Raw genomic sequence first — 23,111 nt, 5'->3', positions numbered from 1 at the left:
CTCACAGCCCCTGGGTGTGCTGCCAGCCCTGCAGCATGCCGGTGATCTTCGGGGCGGCCTCCTTGAGCACCTCGGCGGCGGGACGCTTGCCGCTCTCGATCTCCTGCAGCGCGGGGGTGAGCACGTCGCTGGAGATCTGCGACATGTTCCGCAGCCGGTTGCGCACGTCCGGCACGCCGTGGTCGCGGGTGTAGTCGATGACCGCGGTCCGGAACTCGGGCGGATGGGCGGCGTTGCCTGCCCAGGAGTCGATGGCGGCCTGGTCCTCGTAGTACTTGCGCTCCTGCGGCATCCACAGGCCCTGCTTGAACAGGTCGACGTAGCGCGGGTCGATGTGGAAGGCGAACAGTTCGACCGCCTCCTCCACGTGCTTCGTGGTCGTGAAGATCGACGAGGCCCCGGCGACCTGGGTGGTCGTGTACGGCTTGTCGTACTTGGGCAGTACGCCGATGCCGTAGTCGGCCTTGCTCTCGTTCATGTCGAGCAGGGCCCAGTGCCCGTCGACCACCATCGCCACCCGTTTGGTCTTCAGCAGGACGCTCGTGCCGGGCACCTCGTCACCGGTGGCCGCCAGCTGGCCGGGCCCCGGCGCGACCCGGTGCTTGTACACCAGGTCCTGCAGGTTCTGGAACACCTCGATCGCCTCGGGGCTGTCGAGCAGGCACTTCCTGCCCGCCTCGTCGGCGAAGTCGCCGCCGTTGCCGCGCAGGAGCCCGTACCAGGCCGCGGCGTAGGTGAAGCTGATCGAGACGCCGAACTGCCGGATCTGCTTGGCGTCGAAACCGGACTCGTCGGGATGCCTGCCGTTCTGGTCGACGGTCAGCTTGTAGGCGTTCTGGACGAGCTGGTCCCAGGTCCACGCGCTCGCCGCGTCGGCGGGCGGCGCTGTGATCCCCGCCTCCGCGACGGCCGTCTTGCCGTACCAGAGCAGCATGCTCTCGTTGGCGGTGGCCACGCCGTGCAGCTTGTCCGGCCCGTACCAGAGGTAGGCGTCGGGAAGGTAGCCGGCCAGTTGGGGATATCTGCCGAGGTAGGGGTGGAGGTTGACCAGCTTGCCCTGCTCGGCCAGGCGGAACGACATGGACATCGGCACGTATCCGACGTCGGGCGTCCGGTTGCCCGCCACGAGGGCGTTGAGCTTCACGTCGTACTCGTCCGGGGTGAAGAGCGGCCTGACCCGCACGCCGGGCTTCTGCTTCTCGAACGCCTGGAGCATCTTCGCGACGGCCTTCTGCTCGAACGTCGAGCCCCAGTACATGAACTGCAGCTGGGTTCCGCCGGCCGGGCCCGCTCCGCCGCCCGCGCCGCACGCCGCCGCGGCGGCGCCGAGGGCGGCCAGCCCGCCCGCCCTGAGCAGGTCTCGTCTTCTCATGTGCACGTCCTTACGCGAGGGGTGTCCAGACCCGCATGACGCCGCCGTCGCGGTTGTCCCACTGGTGGTAGGGGACGGCCGTGACGGTCACGCCGGTGCCGGTCGGGAGGTCGGTGGGGGCGCCCGAGTACGGCAGGCCGTCCGGGGGCGAGGAGGGCAGGAGCAGGCCGTCCGCCTCGATCAGCACGGTCCTGCCGACGCCGGGCAGGTCGTCGCGTTCCACGACGCGCAGTTCCGTGCCCGGGACGAGCGCCAGGTCCTCCAGGGCGGCCTGCTGGTCCGCCTGCTCGAAGCAGTAGACGAGCGGGCCCCGCTCGACGGCCGCGCATCCCCGCAGCGCGTCGATCCTGCGGTGCGGGTGGACCAGCCGGGGTGACATGTCCAGGTCGAGGGCGAAGGTGTCGCCCGGCCGCCAGACCCGCCGGACGGCGGTGTACCCGTCCGGGCCCGCGGGCGGCGCGGTCCGCGTGCTCCACGCGGGCACGCGCAGCCTGAGCGTCCATTCGGTGTCCGGCGCGCTCTCCACGGTGAACAGGACCCGGCCGTCCCACGGGTAGTCGGTCTCGACGGCCAGGGTGATCTCCCCGGCGCGGATCCGCCCGGGTGCGTACTGGTGGACGGACAGCCCTTCGTCGTCGACGGTGGCGACGTAGTGGCCGAGCGAGGAGACCAGCCGCATGATGTTCGGCGGGCAGCAGGCGCACGCGAACCACTCCCGGCGCCTGCCCAGGTAGGCGTCCTCGATGAGGTCGGCCCGGCGCTGCAGCGGGTTGACGTAGAAGAACCGGGTCCCGTCGGCGGAGGTCGAGGCGGCGAAGGCGTTGTAGAGGGTGCGTTCGATCAGGTCGGCGTACCGGCCGTGCCCGGTGGCCAGCAGCAGCCGCCAGTTCCAGTGGATGCTCGCGATGGCGGCGCAGCTCTCGTTGTACGCGCGGTCCGGTGGCAGCTCGTACCGCTCGCCGAACGCCTCACCGTCGTGCCGCGAGCCGTGGCCGCCGGTGATGGAGGTCTTGGTGGCGACCATGTCCTCCCAGCGGCGCACCGAGCACTCCAGCAGCGACTCGTCGCCCGTCTCCAGGTAGACGTCGACGATGCCCGCCTCCAGGTACAACTGGCGCACGGCGTGCCCGACCGCGGTGTCGGCCTCGCGCACGGGCAGGTGGTCCTGGGCGTAGAGCGGGCCCATGCCGCTGTCGGCGATCAGGCCCTTGCCGCGGTTGTCGATCAGTTTGGCGGCCAGCTCCAGATAGGACCGCTCCCCGGTGAGCCGGTACAGCTCCACCAGGGCCGTCTCGACCTCCGCGTGGCCGTCGATGCCGTCGTCCCCGCCGGTCAGGAACACCTCGACCAGGTGGTCGGCGAAGCGCCGCGCGACGGCCAGGAGCTCCTGGCCGCCGCAATCCGCGCGGGCGGCGGCCACGGCCGCCTGGAACAGGTGCCCGGCGCAGTACATCTCGTGGCTGTACTCCAGCTCGGCGAAGATCTTGTCGGGCTTGACGACCTGGTAGTGGGAGTTCAGATAGCCGTCCGGTCGCTGGGCCCGGGCCAGCAGCCCGGCCGACTCGGCGACGAAGGCGGGGTAGCGCTCGTCGGGGAGTCTGCAGTGCTCCCAGGCGACGGCCTCCAGCTGCTTGTACAGGTCCGAGTCCTGGAAGCGGTAGCCCTGGAACGGCCCGGTCCCCTCCCCCGCGGCCAGCCTGAGGTTGGGCAGCACTCCCGACTGCTCCATCCGCTCCAGGCCGAGCGTGATGCTGGCCTCGCGGTTGATCCTCTGCCAGCGCCCGAGCGGGCCGCCCTCGATCTCGACGTCGTTGACGCCGAGCGGCCGCTGGACACCCGTCGAGGGGACCAGCGGGCCCCGGACGCGGTCGGCGAAGTCAGCCATCGCACTCCTCGCGAGTTGAGAATACGTTTTCTCACGGGGAGAGTAGGATGTGATACATCACCCGTCAAGGGCTGTGTTCTCTCCGTAGTCTCAGGGCGGTAGAGTGCGTCGGGAAGGGGGAAAACGGTTGTCCAACTCGATGCAGGAAGCCGGGCGGACCGTCACGATCCGCGATGTCGCCGCCGCCGCGGGCGTCTCCATCGGCACCGCGTCCAAGGCGCTGAACGGCGTCGGCAGGATGCGCCAGGAGACCCGGGCCAGGGTGATGGCCGCGGCCCGGCAACTGGGTTTCCGCCCCAACCCGCTCGCCCAGGGGCTGCTCGGCGGACGCACCTACACGGTCGGGCTGATCACCTGCGACAGCTTCGGCCGCTTCAGCATCCCGGTGATGCTCGGCGCCGAGGACGCGCTGGGCGACGGCCAGATCTCGGTGCTGATGTGCGACACACGCGACGACCCCATCAGGGAGCGGCACCACGTCGAACGCCTGCTGGACCGCCGGGTCGAAGGCGTCATCGTCACCGGAAGGCGCACCGAGCCACGCCCGAGCATCGGCCGTGACCTGCCCGTTCCCGTCGTCTACGCGATGACCCAGTCCCTCGACCCGTCCGACCTGTCACTCATCCCCGACGACGAGGGCGGCGGCGTCCTGGCCGCCCAGCACCTGCTGGCCACCGGCCGCACGCGCATCGGCCACATCACCGGGCCGCACGGCTTCCAGGCCGCCCGCAAACGGGCCGCCGGGCTGGGCACCGTGCTCTCGGACGCCGGCCTGCGGGTGTCCGGCGAGGTTCTGTACGGCGAGTGGAGCGAGGAGTGGGGCCGTCAGGGCGCCGACATCCTGCTGCGCACCGATCCCGGCGTCGACGCGATCTTCTGCGGCAGCGACCAGATCGCCCGCGGCGTCGCCGAGACGCTGCGCGAGCGCGGGCGCCGCGTCCCCGACGACGTGGCGCTGGTCGGCTTCGACAACTGGGAGCCGATGGCGCTCGGCAGCCGGCCCCCGCTGACCACCGTCGACATGAACCTCAACGAGATCGGCCGGCTCGCGGCCCGCCACCTGCTCGACATCATCGCCGGGCGGCCCGGCGAGGCGGGCGTGCGCACCGTGCCCGCGCGCCTGGTCGTCCGCGCGTCCACCCGGCACGGCACCTGACCCGGCGACGGGGAGACACGGCCGGAAGACGGAGCACGTCGAAGCCCCCACCCCCTACCGGCGAGGCTCCGCCGGGCGGGTGCTCCCGGCGGAGCCTCGCCCGGCCGCCCGGGGCCGGCGCCGGGTCACTGGCGGATGGTGGAGCCGCGGCGTTCCTTCCGGATCTGGAGCCTGGCGGGGACGCGGGTGCGCAGCTCGGCGACGTGGCTGACGATGCCGACCGCGCGGCCGCCGTCGCGCAGGCCGTCGAGGATGTCGAGGACGCCGTCCAGGGTGTCCTCGTCCAGGGTGCCGAAGCCCTCGTCGACGAAGAGCGTGCCCAGCTCCACTCCCCCGGCCTCGGCGGTCACCACGTCGGCGAGGCCGAGGGCGAGTGCCAGCGAGGTGATGAAGCTCTCGCCGCCCGAGAGGGTCGCCGGGTCGCGGCCCAGGCCGGTCCAGCTGTCCAGGACGTGCAGGCCGAGCCCGCCGCCCGACTTGCTGCGGTCTCCGGCCGAGCGGTTGCGGTTGTGCTCCAGCAGGTAGCGTCCGCCCGACATGTGGTCGAGCCGTTCGTTGGCCGAGTCGACCACCTGGCGGAGCCGTTCGCCGAGCACGTAGGACGACAACCGCATGCTCCACCGGTTGTCGGTGGAGTTCCCGCCGGTCAGGGCGGCGAGCCGGTCGGCCAGCCGGTGCCGGTCGGCCGCGGGCGTCCAGCGTTCCAGGCAGGTCTCCAGCTCGGTGCGGAGCGCGGCGAGCCTGGCCAGGCGGGCCTCGGCCTGGTTCCGTTCGGAGAGCAGGGCCGCGTGGGCGGTCTCGGCCGCGTCGCGCGCCTCCCGCAGGGCGGCCAGTTCCGGCTCGGGCTCCGCCACGGCGGCGACCAGCTCGGGGTCGGCGAGCGCCGCGGCGACCGCGGCCTCCTCCTTGTCGAGTGCCAGCAGTCGCGCCGACTTCTCCTCCCGCTCCACGGGGGAACGGAGCGCCGAGCGGGCGTCGTCCAGGTCGAGGAAGCCCGCCTCGGCGACGGCGGCCAGTGCCCGGTCGCGGGCCGCGGCGGCCTCGGTCTCGGTGGCCTGTTCGCCCCGTACGGCCTCGACCGCCTCCCGGAACAGCTCGGCCTCGTCGGTGAGCCGGTCGAGCCTGGCGGCCAGCGTCGGGGCGTCGCCCCGGGCCTCGTCGACACGCGCGGCCAGCCGCCCGGCGTCGGCGGTGAGTCCCTCCACCGTCGTGCGGCGCGCGGCCAGCCCGACGGCGAGCTCACGCGAGCGCTCCTGCAACCGCGTCAGCTCGGCGGTGATCGCGGCGGCCTCGGCGGCCAGCGTCTCCTCGGCGCCCGCGGACTCCCGCAACCCGGCGAGCGCCCGCTCCGCCGTGGCCAGCTCGTCCGCCGCCACCCGCACGGCGAGGCCGGTCCGCTCGCACGCCTCCCGGTGGGCGGCCTCGGCCTCCGCGACCCGGGTCACGGCGGCGAGGGCGGCGGACAGGCGCGCGACCTCCCCGGCGAGGCGGTCGCGGCGGGCCCGGACCGTGGGGTCGGCACCGCGGGCACCGTCCAGCCGGGCGGAGATCCGCTCGTGCTCGGCCCGCCGGGCCGCCTGGCGGGCACGGCACTCGGCCAGGACCCTGGCGACCTCGGTGGCGCGCGTCCGGGCGGCGTCCAGCTCGGCCGCGATCCGGTCGACCTCCGCGGCCAGCCCCTCCTCCGCGGCCGCCTCGGCGGTCAGGGCCGCGAGCTCCCGTTCGGCCGCGGCGAGGATCTCCGCCGCCCGCTCCACGGCCAGGTCCCCGGCGACGGCGACGGCCTCCTCCAGCCGGGAGGTGAGCGCCGTGACGGCGGTACCGGCGGCCTGGCGCCGCTCCACGGCCGCCTCGTAGGCGCCTTGGGCGGCACGCTCGTCATCGGCGGTGGGCGCCCGGTCGGCCGGGGCGGCGGGGGCGGGATGCTCGGGGGAACCGCAGACCGTGCAGGGGTGGCCGGCGACGAGCTTGGCGGCCAGCTCGGCGGCCATGCCGTCGATCCTGGCCTGGCGGACGTCCTGGTGCCGGTCGCGGAGCGTCTGCGCGTGGTCGACGGCCTCCGCGTGGGCCGCGCGCGCGTCCTCCAGCTCGGCGCGGAGGCCGTCGCGGCGCCGGGCCGCGCCGAGCACCGCGGTCGCGGCCTCGACGCCGGCCCGCGCTGCCGGGATCCCGGCGGCGTGTGCCCTGACCCCGGCCAGCCGCGCCGTGGCCTCGGCCGACGCGGCGGGCAGCTCCTCCCGGACCCCGCGCAGGAACGCCTCCTGCCGGGCCGCCTCGGCGATCTCGGCGTCGAGCGCGGCCGCCGAGCCGTCCAGCTCGGCCAGCCGGATCTCGTCGGCGCGCAGCCCTTCCAGCCCGGCGAGTTCCTCGCGCCGTTCGCGCTCCCACCGGTCCAGCGTCGCGCGGATCCCGTCCACCGCACGGTACGGCACCGTTTCGGCCCCGTCACCGCCGTACGGCTGGGTGTCCCCGCCGTCGGACGGCGGTGTTCCGCGGCCGGCGGAAGCGGCTCCGCCGTCGCCGGATGTCAGGGCTTCTCGGCCGGCGGGGAGGGGGTCGTGATCTCCGGAGGTCAGGGCCTCACGGTCGGCGGGCAGGGCCTCACGGTCAGCGGGCAGGGCCTCGCGGTCGGCGGCGGGGAGGACGGAGAGCGCGGCGGCCAGCGCGGCGCGGGCGGCGGCGAGATCCGCGGCGAGACGGTCGCGCTGCTCGGCCGCCCGCAGACGGGTGAGCGCCGCCTCCACCGCCGCCTCGGCGGCGGGGATCCGGGCGGCGTCCAGCCGGGCGGCGGTCAGCCGCCGCTCCACGTCGTGCCGGAGGCCGGGGACGACCTCCAGGCGGGCGTCCGCCGCCGCCTGTGCGGCGGACAGCTCAGTGATCTCCCGGAGGACCCGCTCGCGCTCCCGGACGATCTCCGTCAGGCGCGCCTCCTCGGCGCGCAGTTCGCGCAGACGGGTGATCTCGCTCCGCCGGTCACGCTCCAGGGCCGCCAGCCGCTCTGGGACGACCCCGCCGCGGTCGTCCCCGCGATCGTTCCCGTGGTCGCGGCCGTGCTTCCCGTCCTCCCCGTCATGGGCGGTCAACCGGGTCTCCGCGGCGGTGTCGCCGCCCGCACCCAGCAGCGGCAGGGCCCGGGCGACGGCGTCGGCGGCCAGCCGGCGGGCCTTGGCGGCGGCCTCGGCCCGCTGCTCGGACTCCTGGATCAGCGGCAGCACCCGGTCGGCGGCGGCGGCCTCCGCCAGGACCGCCTTCAGATCCGCACGTTCCTCGGCGGTCTCCTCCAGCGCCCGTCTCCGGGCCAGCGCCTCGGCGTGGCGACGACGCCGGTCGGCCAGCGCGGTGCCGTACTCCAGCTCCTCCCGGGCCCGTGCCACGGCCGTCTCGCCCCGGACGCACTCCCGGCCCAGCCGCTCGGCCGCCGCACCGGCCAGTTCCTGCAACGCGCGGGCCCACTGCGGCGGGTCGTCCTCCGCGGAGAGCGGGGCGGGCGGGGCGACCGGTGCCGTCTCCGGGCCGCAGACGGCGCCGGCCTCGACGAGCAGGGCACCCGCGCCGCCGGCCTGCTGCGGGGGCCCGGCGAGCACGGCGAGGAGGGCGGGGCCCGCGGCCTCCTCGATGCGCTTGGTGACGAAGTCGACCTCCTTGCGGAGCGCCTGCTGCTCCCGGTACGCCTCGGTGCGCCGGTCGGCGAGCCAGGACTCGGCGGCGGCGTAGATCCGCACGGAGAACAGGCGCTCCAGCACCTTGCGGCGGTCTTCGCCGTCGGCGCGCAGGAACCTGGCGAAGTCTCCCTGCGGCAGCATCGCGACCTGGAAGAACTGGTCGGCGTTCATGCCGAGCAGGGTGCCGACCAGTTCACCGGCCTCGTCGACCCGGGTGGTCAGGCCGGTCCACTCTCCCGAGGGGGTGAGCTCCTGCACCAGGGCTTTCTCGTTCTCCCTGGTGGTGCCGGTGCCCCGGAGCTTGGGACGCTGCCAGGCGGGTGATCGGGTGATCTTCAGGCGCCGGCCCCTGATCGTGACGTCCAGGGCCACGCGGGGCCCTCGGCCCGGTGGGGCGTGGTCGCAGCGCAGGCTTTTGGCGCTGTCGCGCTTGCCCGGCACCCGGCCGTAGAGGGCGTAGCAGAGCGCGTCGAGCACGGTGGTCTTGCCCGCGCCGGTGGGTCCGTGGATCAGGAACAGGCCCGCCTCGGTGAGGGCGTCGAAGTCGACCTCCTCCTCACCGGGGAAGGAGCCGAAAGCGCTGATCCACAGCTTGTGCGGTCGCATCTACGCCATCGCCTCCCTGGCACGGCTGTCTTCGACGGCCCGCCGGAGCAGCAGGGTCTCGTCGGGGTCGGCGGCCTCGCCGCGCACCTCACGGACGAAGTCGAGGACCACCTCGATCTCGGGACGCCCGGCGATCCTGGGGCGGACCGCGGTGTCCCCGGCACCGCCCTCGGGCTCGAACGACAGGGCCAGGGTGTGCGGGAAGCGGGACCTGAGCCGCTCCATGGCCCCCCTGGGCCGGATCGGGTCGGTGAGCACCACCTGGAGCCAGTGGTCCTCGTAGCGGGCGTGGCCGGGTGAGGAGAGCAGGTCGTCGATGCGTCCGCGGAGCCGGCCGACCGGCCGTGGCACCGGGGCCTCGACGAACTCGGCGCCCTCGTAGCCCCCGGGGCCGATCTCGACCAGCCAGGAGCCCTTGACCTGGCCCGCCTCGGAGAAGGAGTAGGCGATCGGGGAGCCGGAGTAGCGGACGGTCTCGCTCATCCGCTGGCGGCCGTGCAGGTGTCCCAGCGCCACGTAGTCGACGCCGTCGAACGCGGAGAGCGGCACATGCGCGACGCCGCCCACGCTGATGTCGCGTTCGCTGTCGCTGGCCCGTCCGCCGGTGACGAACGCGTGGGCCAGGACGACCGAGCGGGGGCCGCGCCGCGCGAGGTCGGCGCGGACCAGGGACATGGCGTGCCCGACGGCGGCGGTGTGGGTGCGCTCGGGCAGCTCCCAGGGGCCGCGCACCAGCTCGGGCTCCAGGTAGGGGATGCCGTAGAAGGCGACGTCGCCGACCGTCACGGGCTCGCCCACCCGGGCCGGGTCGGTGCGCAGGTGCACGCCCGCGGCGTCGATCAGGTCCGCGCCGAAGCCGAGACGGCGGGCGGAGTCGTGGTTGCCGCTGATGAGCACGGTGCGCACCCGGGCGTCGACCAGGCGCCGCAACGCCTGGTTGCACAGCTCGACCGCGTCGACGGAGGGCAGCGCGCGGTCGTAGACGTCGCCGGAGACGACGACGACGTCGACCCGCTCGGACCTGACGGTCTCGACGAGGTGGTCGACGAAGGTCGCCTGGGCCGGCAGGAGGCTCTCCCGGTGGAACGAGCGGCCCAGATGCCAGTCCGATGTGTGCAGCACCCGCATGTCCCACGAAGCTAACAGGACTCAGTACCAAATGCGGCCACTCTCGTCACATACGTCGATCGGTGTCCGGCTTCCGCCGCCTTCCGGGAAGGCGGCGGGTCAGAGGTAGGCGTCGATCCAGCGGTCCATCTCGGCGAGGACCCGCTCACGGACCGGTGCGGGCGACAGCACCAGGTCGTGCATGCCGCCGGGTACCCGGACGCACGTCACGTGCGGGCCCACGCTGGTCGACCAGCGGGCGATCTGCCGGGGGTCGAGCACGACGTCCGCACCCCGCGCCTCGGGGGTGAAGTCACGCAGTCGCAGGCCGTCGGCCGCGCAGAGCACCAGCACGGGCACGTCGACCCGGAGCCCCCCGTGCAGCCTGAGCTGGGCCCGGCGGATGGCGGACAGCCAGGCCGCGTGCACCGGGAAGCCTCCGATCGGCTTCCACTCCAGGTCGAAGTCCCACTCCCCGTGGTGGCTGCGGTGCAGGCTCGCGCCGTACGCGGTGGCCACCCCCAGGGGCAGGACGGCGCCGACGGGAAGCCGGGAGAGGGGGCCGCGGAGCGCGTCGGCGGCGCGCCGCAGGTAGGCGGGGACGTTGAGGTCGAAGAAGGGGCTGTTGAGCACCAGCCCCTGGACCAGCCCCCGGCCGCGGACCCGGTCGGCCCAGAGCGCGGCGATCAGGCCGCCGGTCGAGTGGGCGTTCAGGACGACCTCGTCGTGCCCGTCCCGCTCCCGGATGATCCGGACCGCCTCGTCGATCTCCGGGAAGTACTCGGTGACGCTGCGCACGAAGCCCCGGGTCTGGTGCGGTAGCAGCGAGCGGCCGTACTTGCGCAGGTCGAGGCCGTAGAAGTCGGTCCCCCGGGCCACGAAGTGATCGGCCAGGTGGGTCTGGAAGAAGTAGTCGGTGAAGCCGTGCAGGTAGAGCACGGCCCGGCCGGTGGGGTCGGCGGCGCGCCGCCGCACCAGCGACGCGACCACCGTTCCCTCGTAGTCGTCGGCCATCGGCAGGACGGTGAGCTCGTAATCGGGGCCGAGAACGTCTGGCATGCCGATCAGGGTAGTTCGTACGGATTGTCCGGCCAGGAGGGGACCGCGTCCGGCAGATCCCGGGTGACCCTCATGGGGAACGTCGCCGGGCGCTTCTCCAGGAAGGCGGTGACGCCCTCGGCGGCGTCCGGGGCCGCGCCGAGGAGGTGCATGAGGATCGAGTCGGCGCGATGGGCCTCCCAGGGGGACGCGGCCGACAGACCGGACCACATCAGCCGCCGGATCGCGGCGACCGAGACGGCCGAGGTGTTGTCGGCGACCTCCCGGGCGAGCGCGTACGCGGCCGGGAGCAACTCGTCCGGGGCGTGGACCGCGGAGATCAGGCGGCCGCGGAGCGCCTCGTCCGCGGGGAAGACCCGGCCGGTCATCGCCCATTCCATGGCCTGGGAGATGCCGACGATCCGGGGCAGGAACCAGCTGGAGGCGGCTTCGGTCACGATGCCGCGCCGGGCGAAGACGAAGCCGAACCTGGCGGTGCCCGAGGCGATCCTGACGTCCATCGGCAGGGTCATGGTCGCCCCGACGCCGACGGCGGGACCGTTGACCGCCGCGATGACCGGCTTGAGCGAGCGGGCGATGCGCAGCGCGACCGTGCCGCCGCCGTCGCGGGGGGAACCGTCGACGGTGTCCCGCCCGCCGAACATCTCGGCGGACCTGCCGTGGTTGAAGGTGTCCCCGCCGCCGCCGAGGTCGGCACCCGCGCAGAAGGCCCGTCCCGCGCCGGTGACGACCACGGCGCGCACGTCGTCGTCGGCGTCGATCCGGTCGAACGCCTCGATCAGCTCGCCGCGCATGGTGTGGGTGAAGGCGTTGAGCCGGTCCGGGCGGTTGAGGGTGATCGTCGCGATCCCGTCGGCGACGCCGTATTCGATCTCGGTGAAAGCCATGACCGAATCTTATTCCGGTAGAGGTGCGCCGGGGCTCCCCGGATCTCCGCGACCTCCCCGGCCCCGGCTTCCCGCCCCCGCCGGTCGCCCCGCCCCGGCGTCCCGGCCTGGCGTCCTTCCCGTCCGCCAAGCCGACAGGCATGATTTATGGATCTATTCTCTGGAATGCCATGTAAAGCCGGAATAGCTTCTCGGGTTGTTCACGAAATCGTCGCCTGCGGCTGGGTTTGGTGGATCTACCATCTCTGTTCGGCGCACAGGCGCGAGGGAACGGGGAGCAGTGCGGGACAGATCAAAGCCGCCCGGTGTCGGCGCGGTCATCGGGTGGACGGCGCTGTCCGCCATCGCCCCGGGCGCCGCTCACCTGCGTGCCGGATGGCGCAGGAGCGGCCTGGCGCTGCTGTCCGGGTACGCGGTGCTGCTGCTGGGCCTGCTCTGGGTGGTCCTCACCTCCGACTTCGCCGAGCTCGCCGGGCAGCTGGTGGTCTCGTCCTGGCTGACGGTGATCACCGTGGCCTCTCTCGCGCTGGGTGCCGCCTGGTTCGCCGTGGTCGTGCACTCGTTCATGGTGATGAACCCCGGCGCGCTCCCCGCCCGCTGGCAGGCGTTGAGCGGAACCCTCGCGGGGGCGCTCGCGGTGAGCACGCTGGTGCCGTTCGGCATGGTCGGGCAGTACGCGGCGGTCTCGCAGTCGACGCTGGACGGCGTCTTCAACGCCCCGGTCACCCCGCAGCCCGGGGCCACCGGGGCCGGGCAGGCGGAACAGGACCCGTGGGCCGGTCGCGAACGGGTGAACATCCTGCTGCTCGGCGGCGACGCCGACACTCACCGGGTGGGCGTGCGGACCGACAGCATCAACGTGGCCAGCATCGACGTCAAGACGGGCAACACCGTGCTGCTCAGCCTGCCGCGTAACCTGGAGAATGTCCGCTTCGTCCCGGGTTCCCCGATGGCCGAGCGCTTCCCGGACGGGTTCCGGCTGCCGCCCAACCCGGACGGCTCACGCGAGGACCTGCTGTTCGCGGTCTGGGAGTACGCCGACGCGCACCCGGAGATCTTCGGGGGCAGGAAGAACCAGGGCACCAAGACGCTCATCGACACGATCGGTTACACCCTGGGGTTGAAGATCGACTGGTATGCCCTGGTCAACATGTGGGGCTTCGCCCGGCTGATCGACGCGATCGGCGGTGTGACGCTCACCGTGCCGGAGGACGTCATCTTCGGCAAGTACAACGAGGGCGTGGTCAAGGCCGGCACCCGCAAGCTCCGCGGCGCCGACGCGATGTGGTTCGCCCGCTCGCGCACCAACAGCGATGACTTCACCCGGATGGGCCGCCAGCGCTGCGTGCTCGGCGCGCTGCTCTCCCAGGCGGACCCGGCGACCGTGCTGGCCCGGTTCAACCGGATCGCGCTGGCGGCCAAGGAGCTCCTGCGGACCGACATCCCACGGCCGATGCTGGAGCACCTGGTCCCGCTGGCGTTGAAGGTGAAGAACGCGAAGGTGACCAGCGTCCAGTTCGTCCCACCGCTGATCAACACCGGCTACCCCGACTGGAAGAAGATCCGCACGGTCACCGCGAAGGCCATCCGCGCCTCGACGGTCACCCGGCAGCCGCTCACCGCGACCACCGGCCCCACCGCGACCCCGACTGCGGTGGCCGCCGCGGCCCCCACCGCCTCTCCGGCGGCCACCGCGACGCGCACACCCCGCCCGGACCCCGCCGCCACGGCCTCGGCCAAGCCCGCCGACCCTGCCACGCCCAAGGGCATCACCGAGGGCTGCGGCTGACCCGTCCGCGAGCCTTCGTGTGGAGGAACGGTCGCGGCGATCCGGGGGGTGTCCGGTGCGCTCACAGGGACGCGCGCAGGTGAGCGTCGGTATGGGCCTCGCCATCGCGCAGTGGGCCGCGGGCATGTCCACAGCGTGGTGTACGAGGGAGGACGTCCTTCGTTAGCCGGCATCGGTGGCGACAACAGCCCTCATCGACGTTCATCGGCCCTCATCCACCTTGCCCGCTCTCGACCGCTTTTGCTTGCCTTTATCCACTCTTGTCGGCAACTGTCCGCGGCTTCATCTGCTCGCCTCGGCGTTCCCGCATCAAGCAGGTGAGGCCGCGGACGCGTTCACGGGCCACAGCCGACCAGGTCGCGCGAGGCGGACGAGGCCCTCGACCAGGAGGCGGGGCGATCCGGGGGAAGGCTCAGCGACGGCGGGGTAGCCCGTCCCCCGCTGAGCCCTCCCCCGACACGGGCCCGCACCCTTCGCCCGCCGGAGCAACCCCCGGAGCCGTCGGGCACCGGCCGCTCCGCGAAAGCCTCCACGACCGTTCAACAAGCGACCACCGAACAAGAAACGTTCTTACCCATTTCCGGCTCACCGCTTAGCGCAGCAGTCACCCGGCACGAGTTGCGACGGCATGACAACCGCTTCCTCTGAGCGAAATACCGACCGGCGACCCGTCGGCATCCAGCCGGACACGAAAACAATAAGCCATCCGTTCACGAGCGACAAACCTGCATATCAAAGCCGTTATGTTGCCCATCAAATACCGAACTTGACCAGTGATCTCAATCATGGTCAACTCTCATGGTTTCCCTTCAATGCCCCCAGGGACGCTCGCCGGAACCGGCGGTAATGCGAATTGGTGCCAATGGCGGCGTCCCTTCCCACTGCACATGTAGGAGGACCACGCCGATGCGCCAACTGACCGCACTCGACACGCAGTTCCTGCACGTGGAGACGCCGACTGCCGCCACCCACGTGGGCGGCCTGGCGCTCCTCGACCCGACGTGCGCACCCACAGGCACGGTTACCCGCAAGGCACTGATCGACCTGCTGCGACGCCGGTTACATCTGGCTCCCGCGCTGCGCCTGCGACTGGCCGACGTACCGTTCAGCCTGGACAACCCGTACTGGGAAGAGGATTCTGATTTTGACGTCGCCGACCACGTCCATGAGCTCACCTTGTCCGCACCGGGTGACTCCGCCCAGCTTGCCGAACTCGTGGCCTACCTGCACGAACAGCATCTCGACCGCAGCCGGCCACTGTGGGAGATGTATCTGATCCACGGCCTGGCCGGAGGGCGTACAGCCTTCTACACCAAGATCCACCACTGCGCCATCGACGGTGTGTCCGGCGCCCAGGCCCTTGCCGCCCTGCTCGACATCGTCCCCGAACCGGACGTCGTTCAGCCGACCGAGCCGTCCGGCCAGGACCGACAGGCTCCAGCCTTCGACCCCATCACGACACTCGCGCGAGCGGTCACCCGATCCGTCTCCCACCCTGTCCGAGCGCTGGGCTCGCTCACCAAGGCGGCGGCCGACCTCGACGCCATCCCCCTGGCCGCCACGGTGCCGGGAGCGCGCCTGGTGTCCAGGACCACGCGCACCCTTGCCGGGCTGATCTCCGGCGACACCACGCCGTTGCCCGAACTTCCCTCGCTGGCCGCGCCACGCACCCTGCTGGACGGGCCGGTCAGCGGCGAACGATCCTTCTCCTACGGATCGCTGCCCTTCGACGAGATCAGATCGATGGCCAAGAGCTTCGGGGTCAGCGTGAACGACGTGGTCATGACGCTGTGCGCGTCCGCGCTCCGGTCGTGGTTGTGTGAGCGTGACGCGCTCCCCGATCGACCGCTGATCGCCGCGATCCCGGTCGCCGTCCGCAGGCCAGGCGTCACCGACACGATCGGGAACCAGATCTCCGCAATGATCGCTCCCATACCGACGAACATGGCCTGCCCCACCCAGCGCCTGCACACCATGGGCCAGACGATGCGCCTGGTCAAGCGACGCTTCGAACTGTCGCCCGCCACCTGGCTGAGCGACGTCTCCGCCCTGATGCCGGCCCCCGTGGCCGCTCTCGCCCTGCCCCGCGCGCTCCGGCTGGCTCCCCAGGTCAATCCGGTGGTGAACGTAATCATCTCCAACGTGCCGGGGCCCCGGTTCCCGCTGTACCTCTGCGGCGCACGGGTACTGAACTACCACCCGGTTTCGATGATCACCGACGCGACCGGTGGGATAAACATCACCTGTTTCTCCTATGACGGCTCGCTCGACTTCGGCCTCATCGCCTGCCCGGACCGGGTCGACGATGTATGGGGCCTGCTGGATCATCTGCACTTGGCCATGGAAGAACTTCGTGAGCTCGCCAACCTGAACACGGCCGAATAAAGACCACGATCCGACGTGTGATATCGGCGAGGCCGAGGATTTCAGCCCCGGTGCGAAATCCCGGCTCGCGACACCATGGAAACCGAGCCGTTTCCGCAGGCTTCCGGAAAGCCATTTCCGCAGGGTTCCGGAGAATGAGCCGCCACCGTGTACTCGGCCGGAGAGACCATCGCCGGCCTTGTCGGCGCCCCGGCGGCTCCTGTGGCCGTGCCCGGCTCGTCGAGCCGGGCACGGCCACAGGATGAAGATCAGGCTAAGCGGAGTACGACTCCTTGGCCAGGCGGCGGACCCGGTCCTCGTCGATGCGGTGACCGAGCCCCGGCTGGGTGAGCGGGACGGCCACCACACCGCCGGAGACGCCGACGGGCGGGGTGACGATCTGCGCGCTGCGCGGCGGTTCGGCGACGTCGCACGGAAGGCCGCAACCGGGCAGGCTGGCGGCGGCGACGGTGGCCGCCCGGGCGAGCCCGGTGCCCTGGCCGCCGGCGCAGGCGATCTCCCACCCCGCCTGCACCGCCCGGTCGTGCATCCGCCTCGCCTCGCGCAGCGAGCCCAGGGCGGCGGGACGCAGCAGCAGGGCCCGTCCCGCGTTCGCCGCGATCGCCTCGTCGAGGTCGGCGAGCGAGGAGACCTCCAGCAGGACCGGGGCGGCGACCCGCTCCTGAAGGTCCGCGTGGTCGGCCAGGCCCGCCGGGCCGGCGAAGGGTCGCTCGATGGAGGAGATCGAGTAGGCGTCCAGCACCTCGAGGGCGCCGACGTCGGTGTAGGCACCGCGGGCGTCCACCCCGATGCCCAGCACCGGGTAGGCGTGGCGGACGGCACGCAGCGGCTCGACGTCCCAGCCGGGGTGGATGTCGAGGGTGACGTGGGCGTACCCGGCGCAGACGTGCCGGTTGACCCGCGAGACCAGACTGTCGAGGTTGCGCTCGGCGCCGATCCTGACGGTGGCCATGAGCGAGGTGCGGCTGCCGCCCAACGCGTGGGCGAGGGGCACGCCGCGCATCCTGGCCCACAGGTCCCAGCAGGCCATGTCCGCAGCGGGGCCGCCCGGCACGGTGCCCAGTTCGTCGGGGTGCTCCCAGTCGACACCGACCAACGCCCGGGCCAGGCCCTCCTCCAGCGCCACCCAGGTCTTGGGGTCGCCGTCGACGACCTCCCCCCACCCTGTCATGCCCCCGTATTCGGTGAGCCGCACGAGGATACTCTCCGGGCGCCTGCCGTACGGCAGGACCAGCCGGAACACCTCTAGCTCACGGACGCGCGGCATGTACTCTCCCTGACCTCTCCGAGCTCGGAAAACGCGAATCCCGCCCGAGGGCGGGACTCCCGGCTCAACACCGCGGAGACCGGCGTTCTTCCCATCGTGTCACGCGCCGGAGCCCCTGACCCTCCTCGCGACCGGCACACCCGCCACCGCCACCAGCGCGGTCAACGCGAAACAGAGCACGTACGCGGAGGCGGAGGTGCCCAGGGCGGCCAGGACCGCACCGGTGACGGCCACCGTGACGACCGTGTAGACCGACTCGCCGACCCCCAGCGACGCGCTGTTGTCCCCCTCCTCCCCCGGGCGTGACAGCTCCAGGACGAGCACCGACAGGGTCGGGTAGACGATGCCCATACCGAGTCCGAGCACGATCTCACCGAGGAAGGCGGTGGCGACCGGGATGACGGCGAACACGGTCAGGGCCATCAGCACCAGGCCGGCGGCGATCAGCACCGAACCGGCGCGCAGGACCGCGACCCGGTCGAAACTCCTGCGGCCCACCACCCACGAGCCGAACGACCAGCTCAGCGCGCCGCCGGTCAGCGTGAGCCCGGCCATGGTGAGCGACAGGCCGCGTTCCTCGTTGAGCATCAGCGGCAGGAATGCCTCGCCGCCCATGGCCGCGCCCGCCGCGATCCCGCGCATCGCGACCACCGCGGGCAGGCCGCGGGCGGCGCGCAGCGTGCCCGTGGGGAGCAACCGGGGCAACGCCGCGGCCAGCGTGGCGAATCCGGCTGCCAGCAGGACCACCCCGGCCCCGCGGGACACACCGTCGGTCTTCATGAGAGCGCCGCCGTACTGCATGAGCGCGGCGCCGACCGCGACCAGCACCGCCCAGCCGAGCCGCCGCGCGATCGGGGGACGCTCCGCCGGAATCGCCCGCTCCGGCATCGGCGCGGACGAGAGTCCGCGCCACAGCAGCAGGGCCGCGGGGGCGAGGAACAGCAACACGCCGATGAAGATCCAGCGCCAGCCCGCGTACTGCACGACGGCGCCGGTGACCGCGGGACCGATCATGGAGGGCAGCACCCAGGCGGTCGCGAAGACCGAGAAGACCCGGGGGTGGATCTCCGCCGGGTAGACGCGCGAGACCAGGACGTACATCGACACCTGGAAGACACCGCCGCCGAATCCCTGGACGAAGCGGCCCACGAGGAAGACGTCCATGGTCGGCGCGGTCCCGGCCAGGACCAGACCGGCGGCGAAGACCGTCACCCCCGCCCAGAGCGGGGCGACCGGCCCCCGGACGTCTCCCCACCGTCCGCCCAGGACCGTCGCGACCACTCCGGCGGCCATCGCCCCGCTGAACGCGAGCCCGTACAGGGCGTGCCCGTGCAGGTCGTCCGCCACCACCGGCATGGCGGTGGCCACCGCCAGGTACTCGAAGGCGACCAGGGAGATGAGCGCCACCATGCCGACCGTCAGCGCACGGTAGCGCGGAGCGAATATGCCGGCGGGACGGTCGAGGTGCGTCGTCATGACCATGATCGGACAATACGGGCAAGAGCGGTCTCCGGTCATCGGCCCGCCGGTTCGGCCCTTGGTCGTAGGACCCGAGCCCCGGGCGGCCGGACACGGGACGGCCGAGGCAGGGGAAGAGGGCCCGGAAGCACGAGCGGGGCGGAAGCGGGAGCGGGAGCGGGCCCGGAAGCACGAGCAGGGCCGGAAGCAGGAGCAGGGCCGAAAACACGAGCAGGCCCGGAAGCACGAGCAGGGCCGGAAACGGCCGAGCCGCGCTCACCGTCCCGGCCACACTCCGCGCGGCCGAACCGCGCGCTGGAGAGGCCACGGGTGTCCCGGCGGGGACGGGCCCGCCGTGATCGTGGTGCGCGGGTGGAGCACCGCCCCACGGGCGTCCCGGCGGGGACGGGCCCCCGTGGCCCGTGCCGCCCCCGCCGGAACGGGATCAGGTGGCGCTGCGTTCCAGGTGGCGCTCGACCCAGGGGCCGATGTCACGGCGCTCGATCGCGGCGGCCATCAGGTCGGGGAAGGCGTCGGGGGTGCAGGCGAAGGCGGGCACCCCCATCGCGGCCAGCGCCGCGGCGTTGTCGTGGTCGTAGAAAGGCGCACCCTCGTCCGACAGGGCGAGCAGCACGATCACCTGCACGCCGGCCGCGGTCATCTGGGCGACCCTGCGAAGCATCTCCTGCCGGACGCCGCCCTCGTACAGGTCGCTGATCAGGATGAAGATCGAGTCGGTGGGGCGGGTGATGAGGCCCTGGCTGTAGGCGATGGCCCGGTTGATGTCGGTGCCACCGCCCAGCTGGGTGCCGAACAACAGCTCCACCGGGTCGTGGAGCTGGTCGGTGAGGTCGACGACCGCGGTGTCGAAGACGACCAGTGACGTCCGTAGCGAGCTCATCGAAGCGAGGACCGCGCCGAAGACGCTGGAGTAGACCACGGAGGCGGCCATCGAACCGCTCTGGTCGATGCAGAGCACCACCTCGCGTTGTACCGCCCGCTGCCGCCTGCCGTATCCGACCAGCCTGGACGGGATCACCGTGTTGCGTTCGGGCAGGTAGTTCTTCAGGTTGACGCGGATCGTCCGGTCCCAGTCGATGTCGGCGACCCGCTTGGGGCGGTGGGTCCGGGCCGAGCGGTCGAGCGCCCCGGTGACGGCGGCCTTCGTCTTCTGCACGAGCTTGCGCTCCAGCTCGGAGACGACCTTGCGGACCAGCGTCCGCGCCGACTCACGCGCCTTGTCCGGCATCACCCGGTTGAGCGACAGGATCGTGCCGACCATGTGAACGTCCGGCTCGACCGCCTCGAGCATCTCCGGCTCCATCAGCAGCCGGGTCAGGTTGAGCCGCTCGACCGCGTCCTTCTGCATGACCTGCACCACGGTCGAGGGGAAGTAGGAGCGGATGTCGCCCAGCCAGCGCGCCACCCTGGGTGCGGAGGCTCCGAGACCGCCGCTCCGCTCACCCGACCCCTGCCCGCCGTCGTTGTAGAGGGCGGCCAGGGCACCGTCCATCCGCGCGTCGGTCTCGGCCAGCGAGCAGCCGGTGCCGTCGGCGTCGCCGCCCAGCACCAGCCGCCAGCGGCGCAGCCTCTCATCCATCGGCGCTCTCCGCCCCTCCCAGAATCGTCAGTACGGTCCGCACGGCCGCCGCAGCGCGTCCGTCGTCGATGTCCTCCTCCGCCTCCCGCGCCGGTTCGGCCGTTCCGGTGCCGAGGGAGCGGACCCGCGAGCCGATCGCACGCCGCTCGGGGGCGGCGAAGCCGCCGAAGGTCCGGCGGAGCAGGGGCAGCACGTCGACGAACGTCTCCGGAGCCAGCCCGGTGAGCCATTCGTCCACCAGCCCCAGCAGGCGTGGATCATGCACGAGCAGCAGCCCGCCACCGGACAGGAAACCCTCGATCCAGGTGGCCGCCCTGGCCGGTGGGTGCCCCGCCGACATCGCGAGCGACATCCTGCGGCTCACCTCCGCCGGGTCGAGGTCGGCGGCGTCCAGCAGGATCCTGGTCAGCCGTCCCTCGATGAGCCCGTGCAGGTCGGCGCGGAGCGAGACGCCCCGCAACGTCGTCAGCCATCGGCCCTGCGGCGTCTCCCCCGTCGCCGCGGCGGAACCCGCCGGACCACCGGAAGCGGCGGGGTCACCGGAGCCCCCCGGATCACCGGGACCGGCCGGACCACCGGAGCTTCCCGGAGTTCCGGAGCCCCCCGGGCCACCGGAACCCGCCGGACCACCGGAGCCTCCCGGAGTTCCGGAGCCCCCCGGACCATCAGAACCCGCCGGACCACCGGGGCCTCCCGGAGTTCCGGAGCCCGCGGGGGCGTCGTCGAGGAGGCCGACCGCGGCGTGGACGCCGTCGACGTGGCGGAGCAGGTGGCGGGCGGCGTCGTCGTCGAGGCCGGTGACGGCACCGCCCAGGCCGACGCAGATCCGGGTCAACAGGGCGTCGACGATGGCGGCCAGGCCGGCCGCGGGGGTGCCGCGCACGTCACCGTAGCGGTGTGCGCGGACCATCGCGGGGAACGCGGCCATCAGGTGCGTCACGTCGCTGTCGAGCGCGGCCCGTTCCGACAGCGCGTCGAGCACGTGCGGCAGCGCGCCGGGCAGGTCGGCCAGCAGGCACCGCTCGACCAGCCCGGTGAGGTCGGCCAGCGTCACCTCTCCGGAGGTGCCGCCGCCGTGCCCCGGGGAGACCCCCGGCCCCGCGGAACCTCCGGGCCCGCCCTGCCCCGGAGCGGACGGGCCCGGGACGCCTGCACCCGGGGCGGACGCACCGGGGACACCCGCACCCGGGGCGGCCGGACCGGGTGCCCCGGGTCGCACGGCCGTGCCGGACGCCATGCCGCCTGCGGCCAGGTCGCGGACCCGGGCGGTCGCCGCCGCGGGGACGGTCGTGCCCCAGGCGCTCGCCTCGATCAGGTCGATGTCGAACTCGGGCCGCCAGGCCAGCGACCACGACTCGCGGAAGGTGCCCTTGCTCCTGCTCGGCAGCGGGGTCCCCCACTCGACGTCGAGCAGCCGGAGGCGGTGCAGCAGCCTGCTGCGCTCCAGGTCGAGAGGCTTGCGCAGGTCGAGGTCGTACTCCCGGTCGAGGGCCTCGGGCTTGAGCCGCACCCGGCGCTGCTCCTCGCGCAGGTGGCGCTGGAGCGGAACCATCGGGGTGGTGTCGGGCACCTCCCCGAGCCGCTCCCCCACGACCATGCGGCGCTGGATCAGCTCCACCGGCAGGTCGTCGCCCTCGCACAGCACCGCCCTTACCGCCTCGGTGACCTCCGCCAGCCCGGCGAGCGGCCGGCCTCGGAGCACGGCCAGACTCCCGGCGAGCCGCACCGCCTCGATGACGTGTGCGGAGGAGACCGGCAGGCCCTCGTCGCGGAGCGCTCCGGCGGCGGCGGTGAGCCACCGCTCCACCGGCCGGTCGGGGGAGGCGAACAGGTGGTGGTACCAGCCCGGGGAGGCGACACCCGCCCCGTAACCGCTCCAGGCGGCCAGCCGCCCGTACGTCCACGGCACCCAGGTGATCTCGGTCTTCACCTTGGGCAGCCCTCTGAGCAGGGCGTCGTCGGCCTTGACGGCGGGCAGCCCGGCCCCCCAGGACGCCCCGTCGCGGGAGGCGCCGGCCAGTGCGGGGACGTGCCAGGCTCCGCAGACGACGGCGATCCGCTCGTAGCCGTCCTTGACCGCCCTGCGGATCGAACGCCGCATGAACGCCTCGCGCCGCGCCTCGTACTCGTCGGGGACGTGCCCCTCGCGGACCGCGGCCATCGCCTCGGCGATCACCTGGAACGGGGTGTCGCCGCGGTGCTCGACGGCGTCCTCCCACCAGCGTTCCGGGTCGTCGTACCCGGCGGCGAGGGCGAGCGCGCCGATCGGGTCGACCCGTACGGCCTCCGGCGCGGCGTCGCCCGACCCCCCGGCCTCCCCCGGCCCGTCCGTCGCCGGATCGGGCAGGTCGGCGCTGGCCTGCGGGGGTTCCGTCTCGCCGGACGCCACGGGCCGCGCGGACCGCAGGGCCAGGCTGTGCACGACGGGCAGGTCGCAGAAGCGGACCGGGACGTCCGTCTCCACCGCGTGCCGGATCGCCTGCCACTCGGGGGAGAACACCGCGAACGGCCAGAACGCCGCCGTGGACGGATCGCCCGGCACGTGGGCGAGCAGCGCCACCGGTGGCCGGAGGTCCGGGTCTCCGGCCAGCTCGATCAGCTCGTCCGCCTCGGGCGGGCCCTCGATGAGCACGATGTCCGGCTTGAGGCGCGCGAGCTCGTCCCGCAGGGACCGCGCCGATCCCGGGCCGTGGTGCCGGACGCCCAGCACGGTGACGCTCATCCGAGCCTCCCCGCCGCCGGGGCGAGGCCCGGCACCCCGAAATCCGGCACCCCGAAATCCGGCGCCGCGAAGCCCCGCACCGTGAAACCCGATGCCCCGGGGTCCGAGGCCCCCAAGCGCGACGCTCCGGGATCCGAGGCCCCCAAGCGCGGCGCT

At 72.9% G+C, this 23,111-nt stretch carries 13 protein-coding genes; 3 read left to right on the top strand and 10 right to left on the bottom strand.

What is annotated here, in order from left to right:
- Position 1: 1 nt before the first annotated feature.
- Positions 2-1,372, bottom strand: coding sequence for an ABC transporter substrate-binding protein (locus tag F4562_RS28125; RefSeq protein ID WP_184541443.1), 1,371 nt, complete (start codon positions 1,370-1,372; stop codon positions 2-4).
- 10 nt (positions 1,373-1,382) lie between these two features.
- A complete protein-coding gene (locus F4562_RS28120) occupies positions 1,383-3,257 on the bottom strand; it encodes a glycoside hydrolase family 127 protein (RefSeq protein ID WP_184541444.1) in 1,875 nt (624 codons plus the stop codon).
- 127 nt (positions 3,258-3,384) lie between these two features.
- On the opposite strand from F4562_RS28120, the gene F4562_RS28115 reads away from it, so the two are divergent.
- Entirely contained in the window at positions 3,385-4,413 is a 1,029-nt protein-coding gene (locus tag F4562_RS28115) for a LacI family DNA-binding transcriptional regulator (RefSeq protein WP_246473587.1), read from the top strand.
- 125 nt (positions 4,414-4,538) lie between these two features.
- On the opposite strand, the gene F4562_RS28110 is transcribed toward F4562_RS28115, so the two are convergent.
- The 4 genes from F4562_RS28110 to F4562_RS28095 all read right to left on the bottom strand — a co-directional run bounded on the left by F4562_RS28110 (position 4,539) and on the right by F4562_RS28095 (position 11,734).
- Entirely contained in the window at positions 4,539-8,681 is a 4,143-nt protein-coding gene (locus F4562_RS28110; RefSeq protein WP_184541445.1) for an AAA family ATPase, read from the bottom strand.
- Complete coding sequence (locus tag F4562_RS28105) at positions 8,682-9,809, bottom strand: exonuclease SbcCD subunit D (protein ID WP_184541446.1); 1,128 nt, start codon at positions 9,807-9,809, stop codon at positions 8,682-8,684.
- A 99-nt stretch (positions 9,810-9,908) separates the two neighbouring features.
- Entirely contained in the window at positions 9,909-10,847 is a 939-nt protein-coding gene (locus F4562_RS28100; RefSeq protein ID WP_184541447.1) for an alpha/beta hydrolase, read from the bottom strand.
- Between the two features lie 5 nt (positions 10,848-10,852).
- Positions 10,853-11,734 (bottom strand): crotonase/enoyl-CoA hydratase family protein, encoded by an 882-nt coding sequence (locus F4562_RS28095; RefSeq protein ID WP_184541448.1) that lies wholly within the window; start codon positions 11,732-11,734, stop codon positions 10,853-10,855.
- 280 nt (positions 11,735-12,014) lie between these two features.
- Between F4562_RS28095 and F4562_RS28090 the strand changes: the two genes are divergently transcribed.
- Together F4562_RS28090 and F4562_RS28085 are read left to right on the top strand one after the other, a co-directional pair.
- On the top strand, positions 12,015-13,523 hold the full coding sequence (locus F4562_RS28090; RefSeq protein ID WP_311733988.1) for an LCP family protein: 1,509 nt from the start codon (positions 12,015-12,017) through the stop codon (positions 13,521-13,523).
- Positions 13,524-14,429: 906 nt separating this feature from the next.
- Positions 14,430-15,908 carry a WS/DGAT/MGAT family O-acyltransferase gene (locus F4562_RS28085; protein ID WP_184541450.1) on the top strand — a complete coding sequence of 493 codons (1,479 nt, stop codon included), beginning with the start codon at positions 14,430-14,432 and terminating at the stop codon, positions 15,906-15,908.
- Between the two features lie 253 nt (positions 15,909-16,161).
- Here F4562_RS28085 and F4562_RS28080 read toward each other — a convergent pair whose 3' ends face one another.
- From F4562_RS28080 to F4562_RS28065, 4 genes are all read right to left on the bottom strand, one after another.
- Entirely contained in the window at positions 16,162-17,175 is a 1,014-nt protein-coding gene (locus F4562_RS28080; RefSeq protein ID WP_184541451.1) for an enolase C-terminal domain-like protein, read from the bottom strand.
- A 99-nt stretch (positions 17,176-17,274) separates the two neighbouring features.
- On the bottom strand, positions 17,275-18,657 hold the full coding sequence (locus F4562_RS28075; RefSeq protein WP_246473586.1) for an MFS transporter: 1,383 nt from the start codon (positions 18,655-18,657) through the stop codon (positions 17,275-17,277).
- Between the two features lie 421 nt (positions 18,658-19,078).
- Positions 19,079-20,233, bottom strand: a complete 1,155-nt coding sequence (locus tag F4562_RS28070; protein ID WP_184541453.1) for a VWA domain-containing protein — start codon at positions 20,231-20,233, stop codon at positions 19,079-19,081.
- Positions 20,226-22,955, bottom strand: coding sequence for a DUF5682 family protein (locus tag F4562_RS28065; protein WP_184541454.1), 2,730 nt, complete (start codon positions 22,953-22,955; stop codon positions 20,226-20,228). The genes F4562_RS28070 and F4562_RS28065 overlap by 8 nt, the downstream gene beginning before the upstream one ends.
- Positions 22,956-23,111 lie beyond the last annotated feature (156 nt).

The sequence above is a fragment of the Streptosporangium becharense genome, assembly GCF_014204985.1.
Lineage (GTDB): Bacteria > Actinomycetota > Actinomycetes > Streptosporangiales > Streptosporangiaceae > Streptosporangium > Streptosporangium becharense.
Note: the sequence above shows the minus strand (reverse complement) of the source record. Positions and strands in the feature narration are given on the sequence as shown.

Bases quoted from the DNA above. Each gene is read 5' to 3' on its own strand.
- F4562_RS28125 (WP_184541443.1), bottom strand. From the start codon at position 1,372: ATGAGAAGACGAGACCTGCTCAGGGCGGGCGGGCTGGCCGCCCTCGGC.
- F4562_RS28120 (WP_184541444.1), bottom strand. From the start codon at position 3,257: ATGGCTGACTTCGCCGACCGCGTCCGGGGCCCGCTGGTCCCCTCGACG.
- F4562_RS28110 (WP_184541445.1), bottom strand. From the start codon at position 8,681: ATGCGACCGCACAAGCTGTGGATCAGCGCTTTCGGCTCCTTCCCCGGT.
- F4562_RS28105 (WP_184541446.1), bottom strand. From the start codon at position 9,809: ATGCGGGTGCTGCACACATCGGACTGGCATCTGGGCCGCTCGTTCCAC.
- F4562_RS28100 (WP_184541447.1), bottom strand. From the start codon at position 10,847: ATGCCAGACGTTCTCGGCCCCGATTACGAGCTCACCGTCCTGCCGATG.
- F4562_RS28095 (WP_184541448.1), bottom strand. From the start codon at position 11,734: ATGGCTTTCACCGAGATCGAATACGGCGTCGCCGACGGGATCGCGACG.
- F4562_RS28085 (WP_184541450.1), top strand. From the start codon at position 14,430: ATGCGCCAACTGACCGCACTCGACACGCAGTTCCTGCACGTGGAGACG.
- F4562_RS28080 (WP_184541451.1), bottom strand. From the start codon at position 17,175: ATGCCGCGCGTCCGTGAGCTAGAGGTGTTCCGGCTGGTCCTGCCGTAC.
- F4562_RS28075 (WP_246473586.1), bottom strand. From the start codon at position 18,657: ATGGTCATGACGACGCACCTCGACCGTCCCGCCGGCATATTCGCTCCG.
- F4562_RS28070 (WP_184541453.1), bottom strand. From the start codon at position 20,233: ATGGATGAGAGGCTGCGCCGCTGGCGGCTGGTGCTGGGCGGCGACGCC.
- F4562_RS28065 (WP_184541454.1), bottom strand. From the start codon at position 22,955: ATGAGCGTCACCGTGCTGGGCGTCCGGCACCACGGCCCGGGATCGGCG.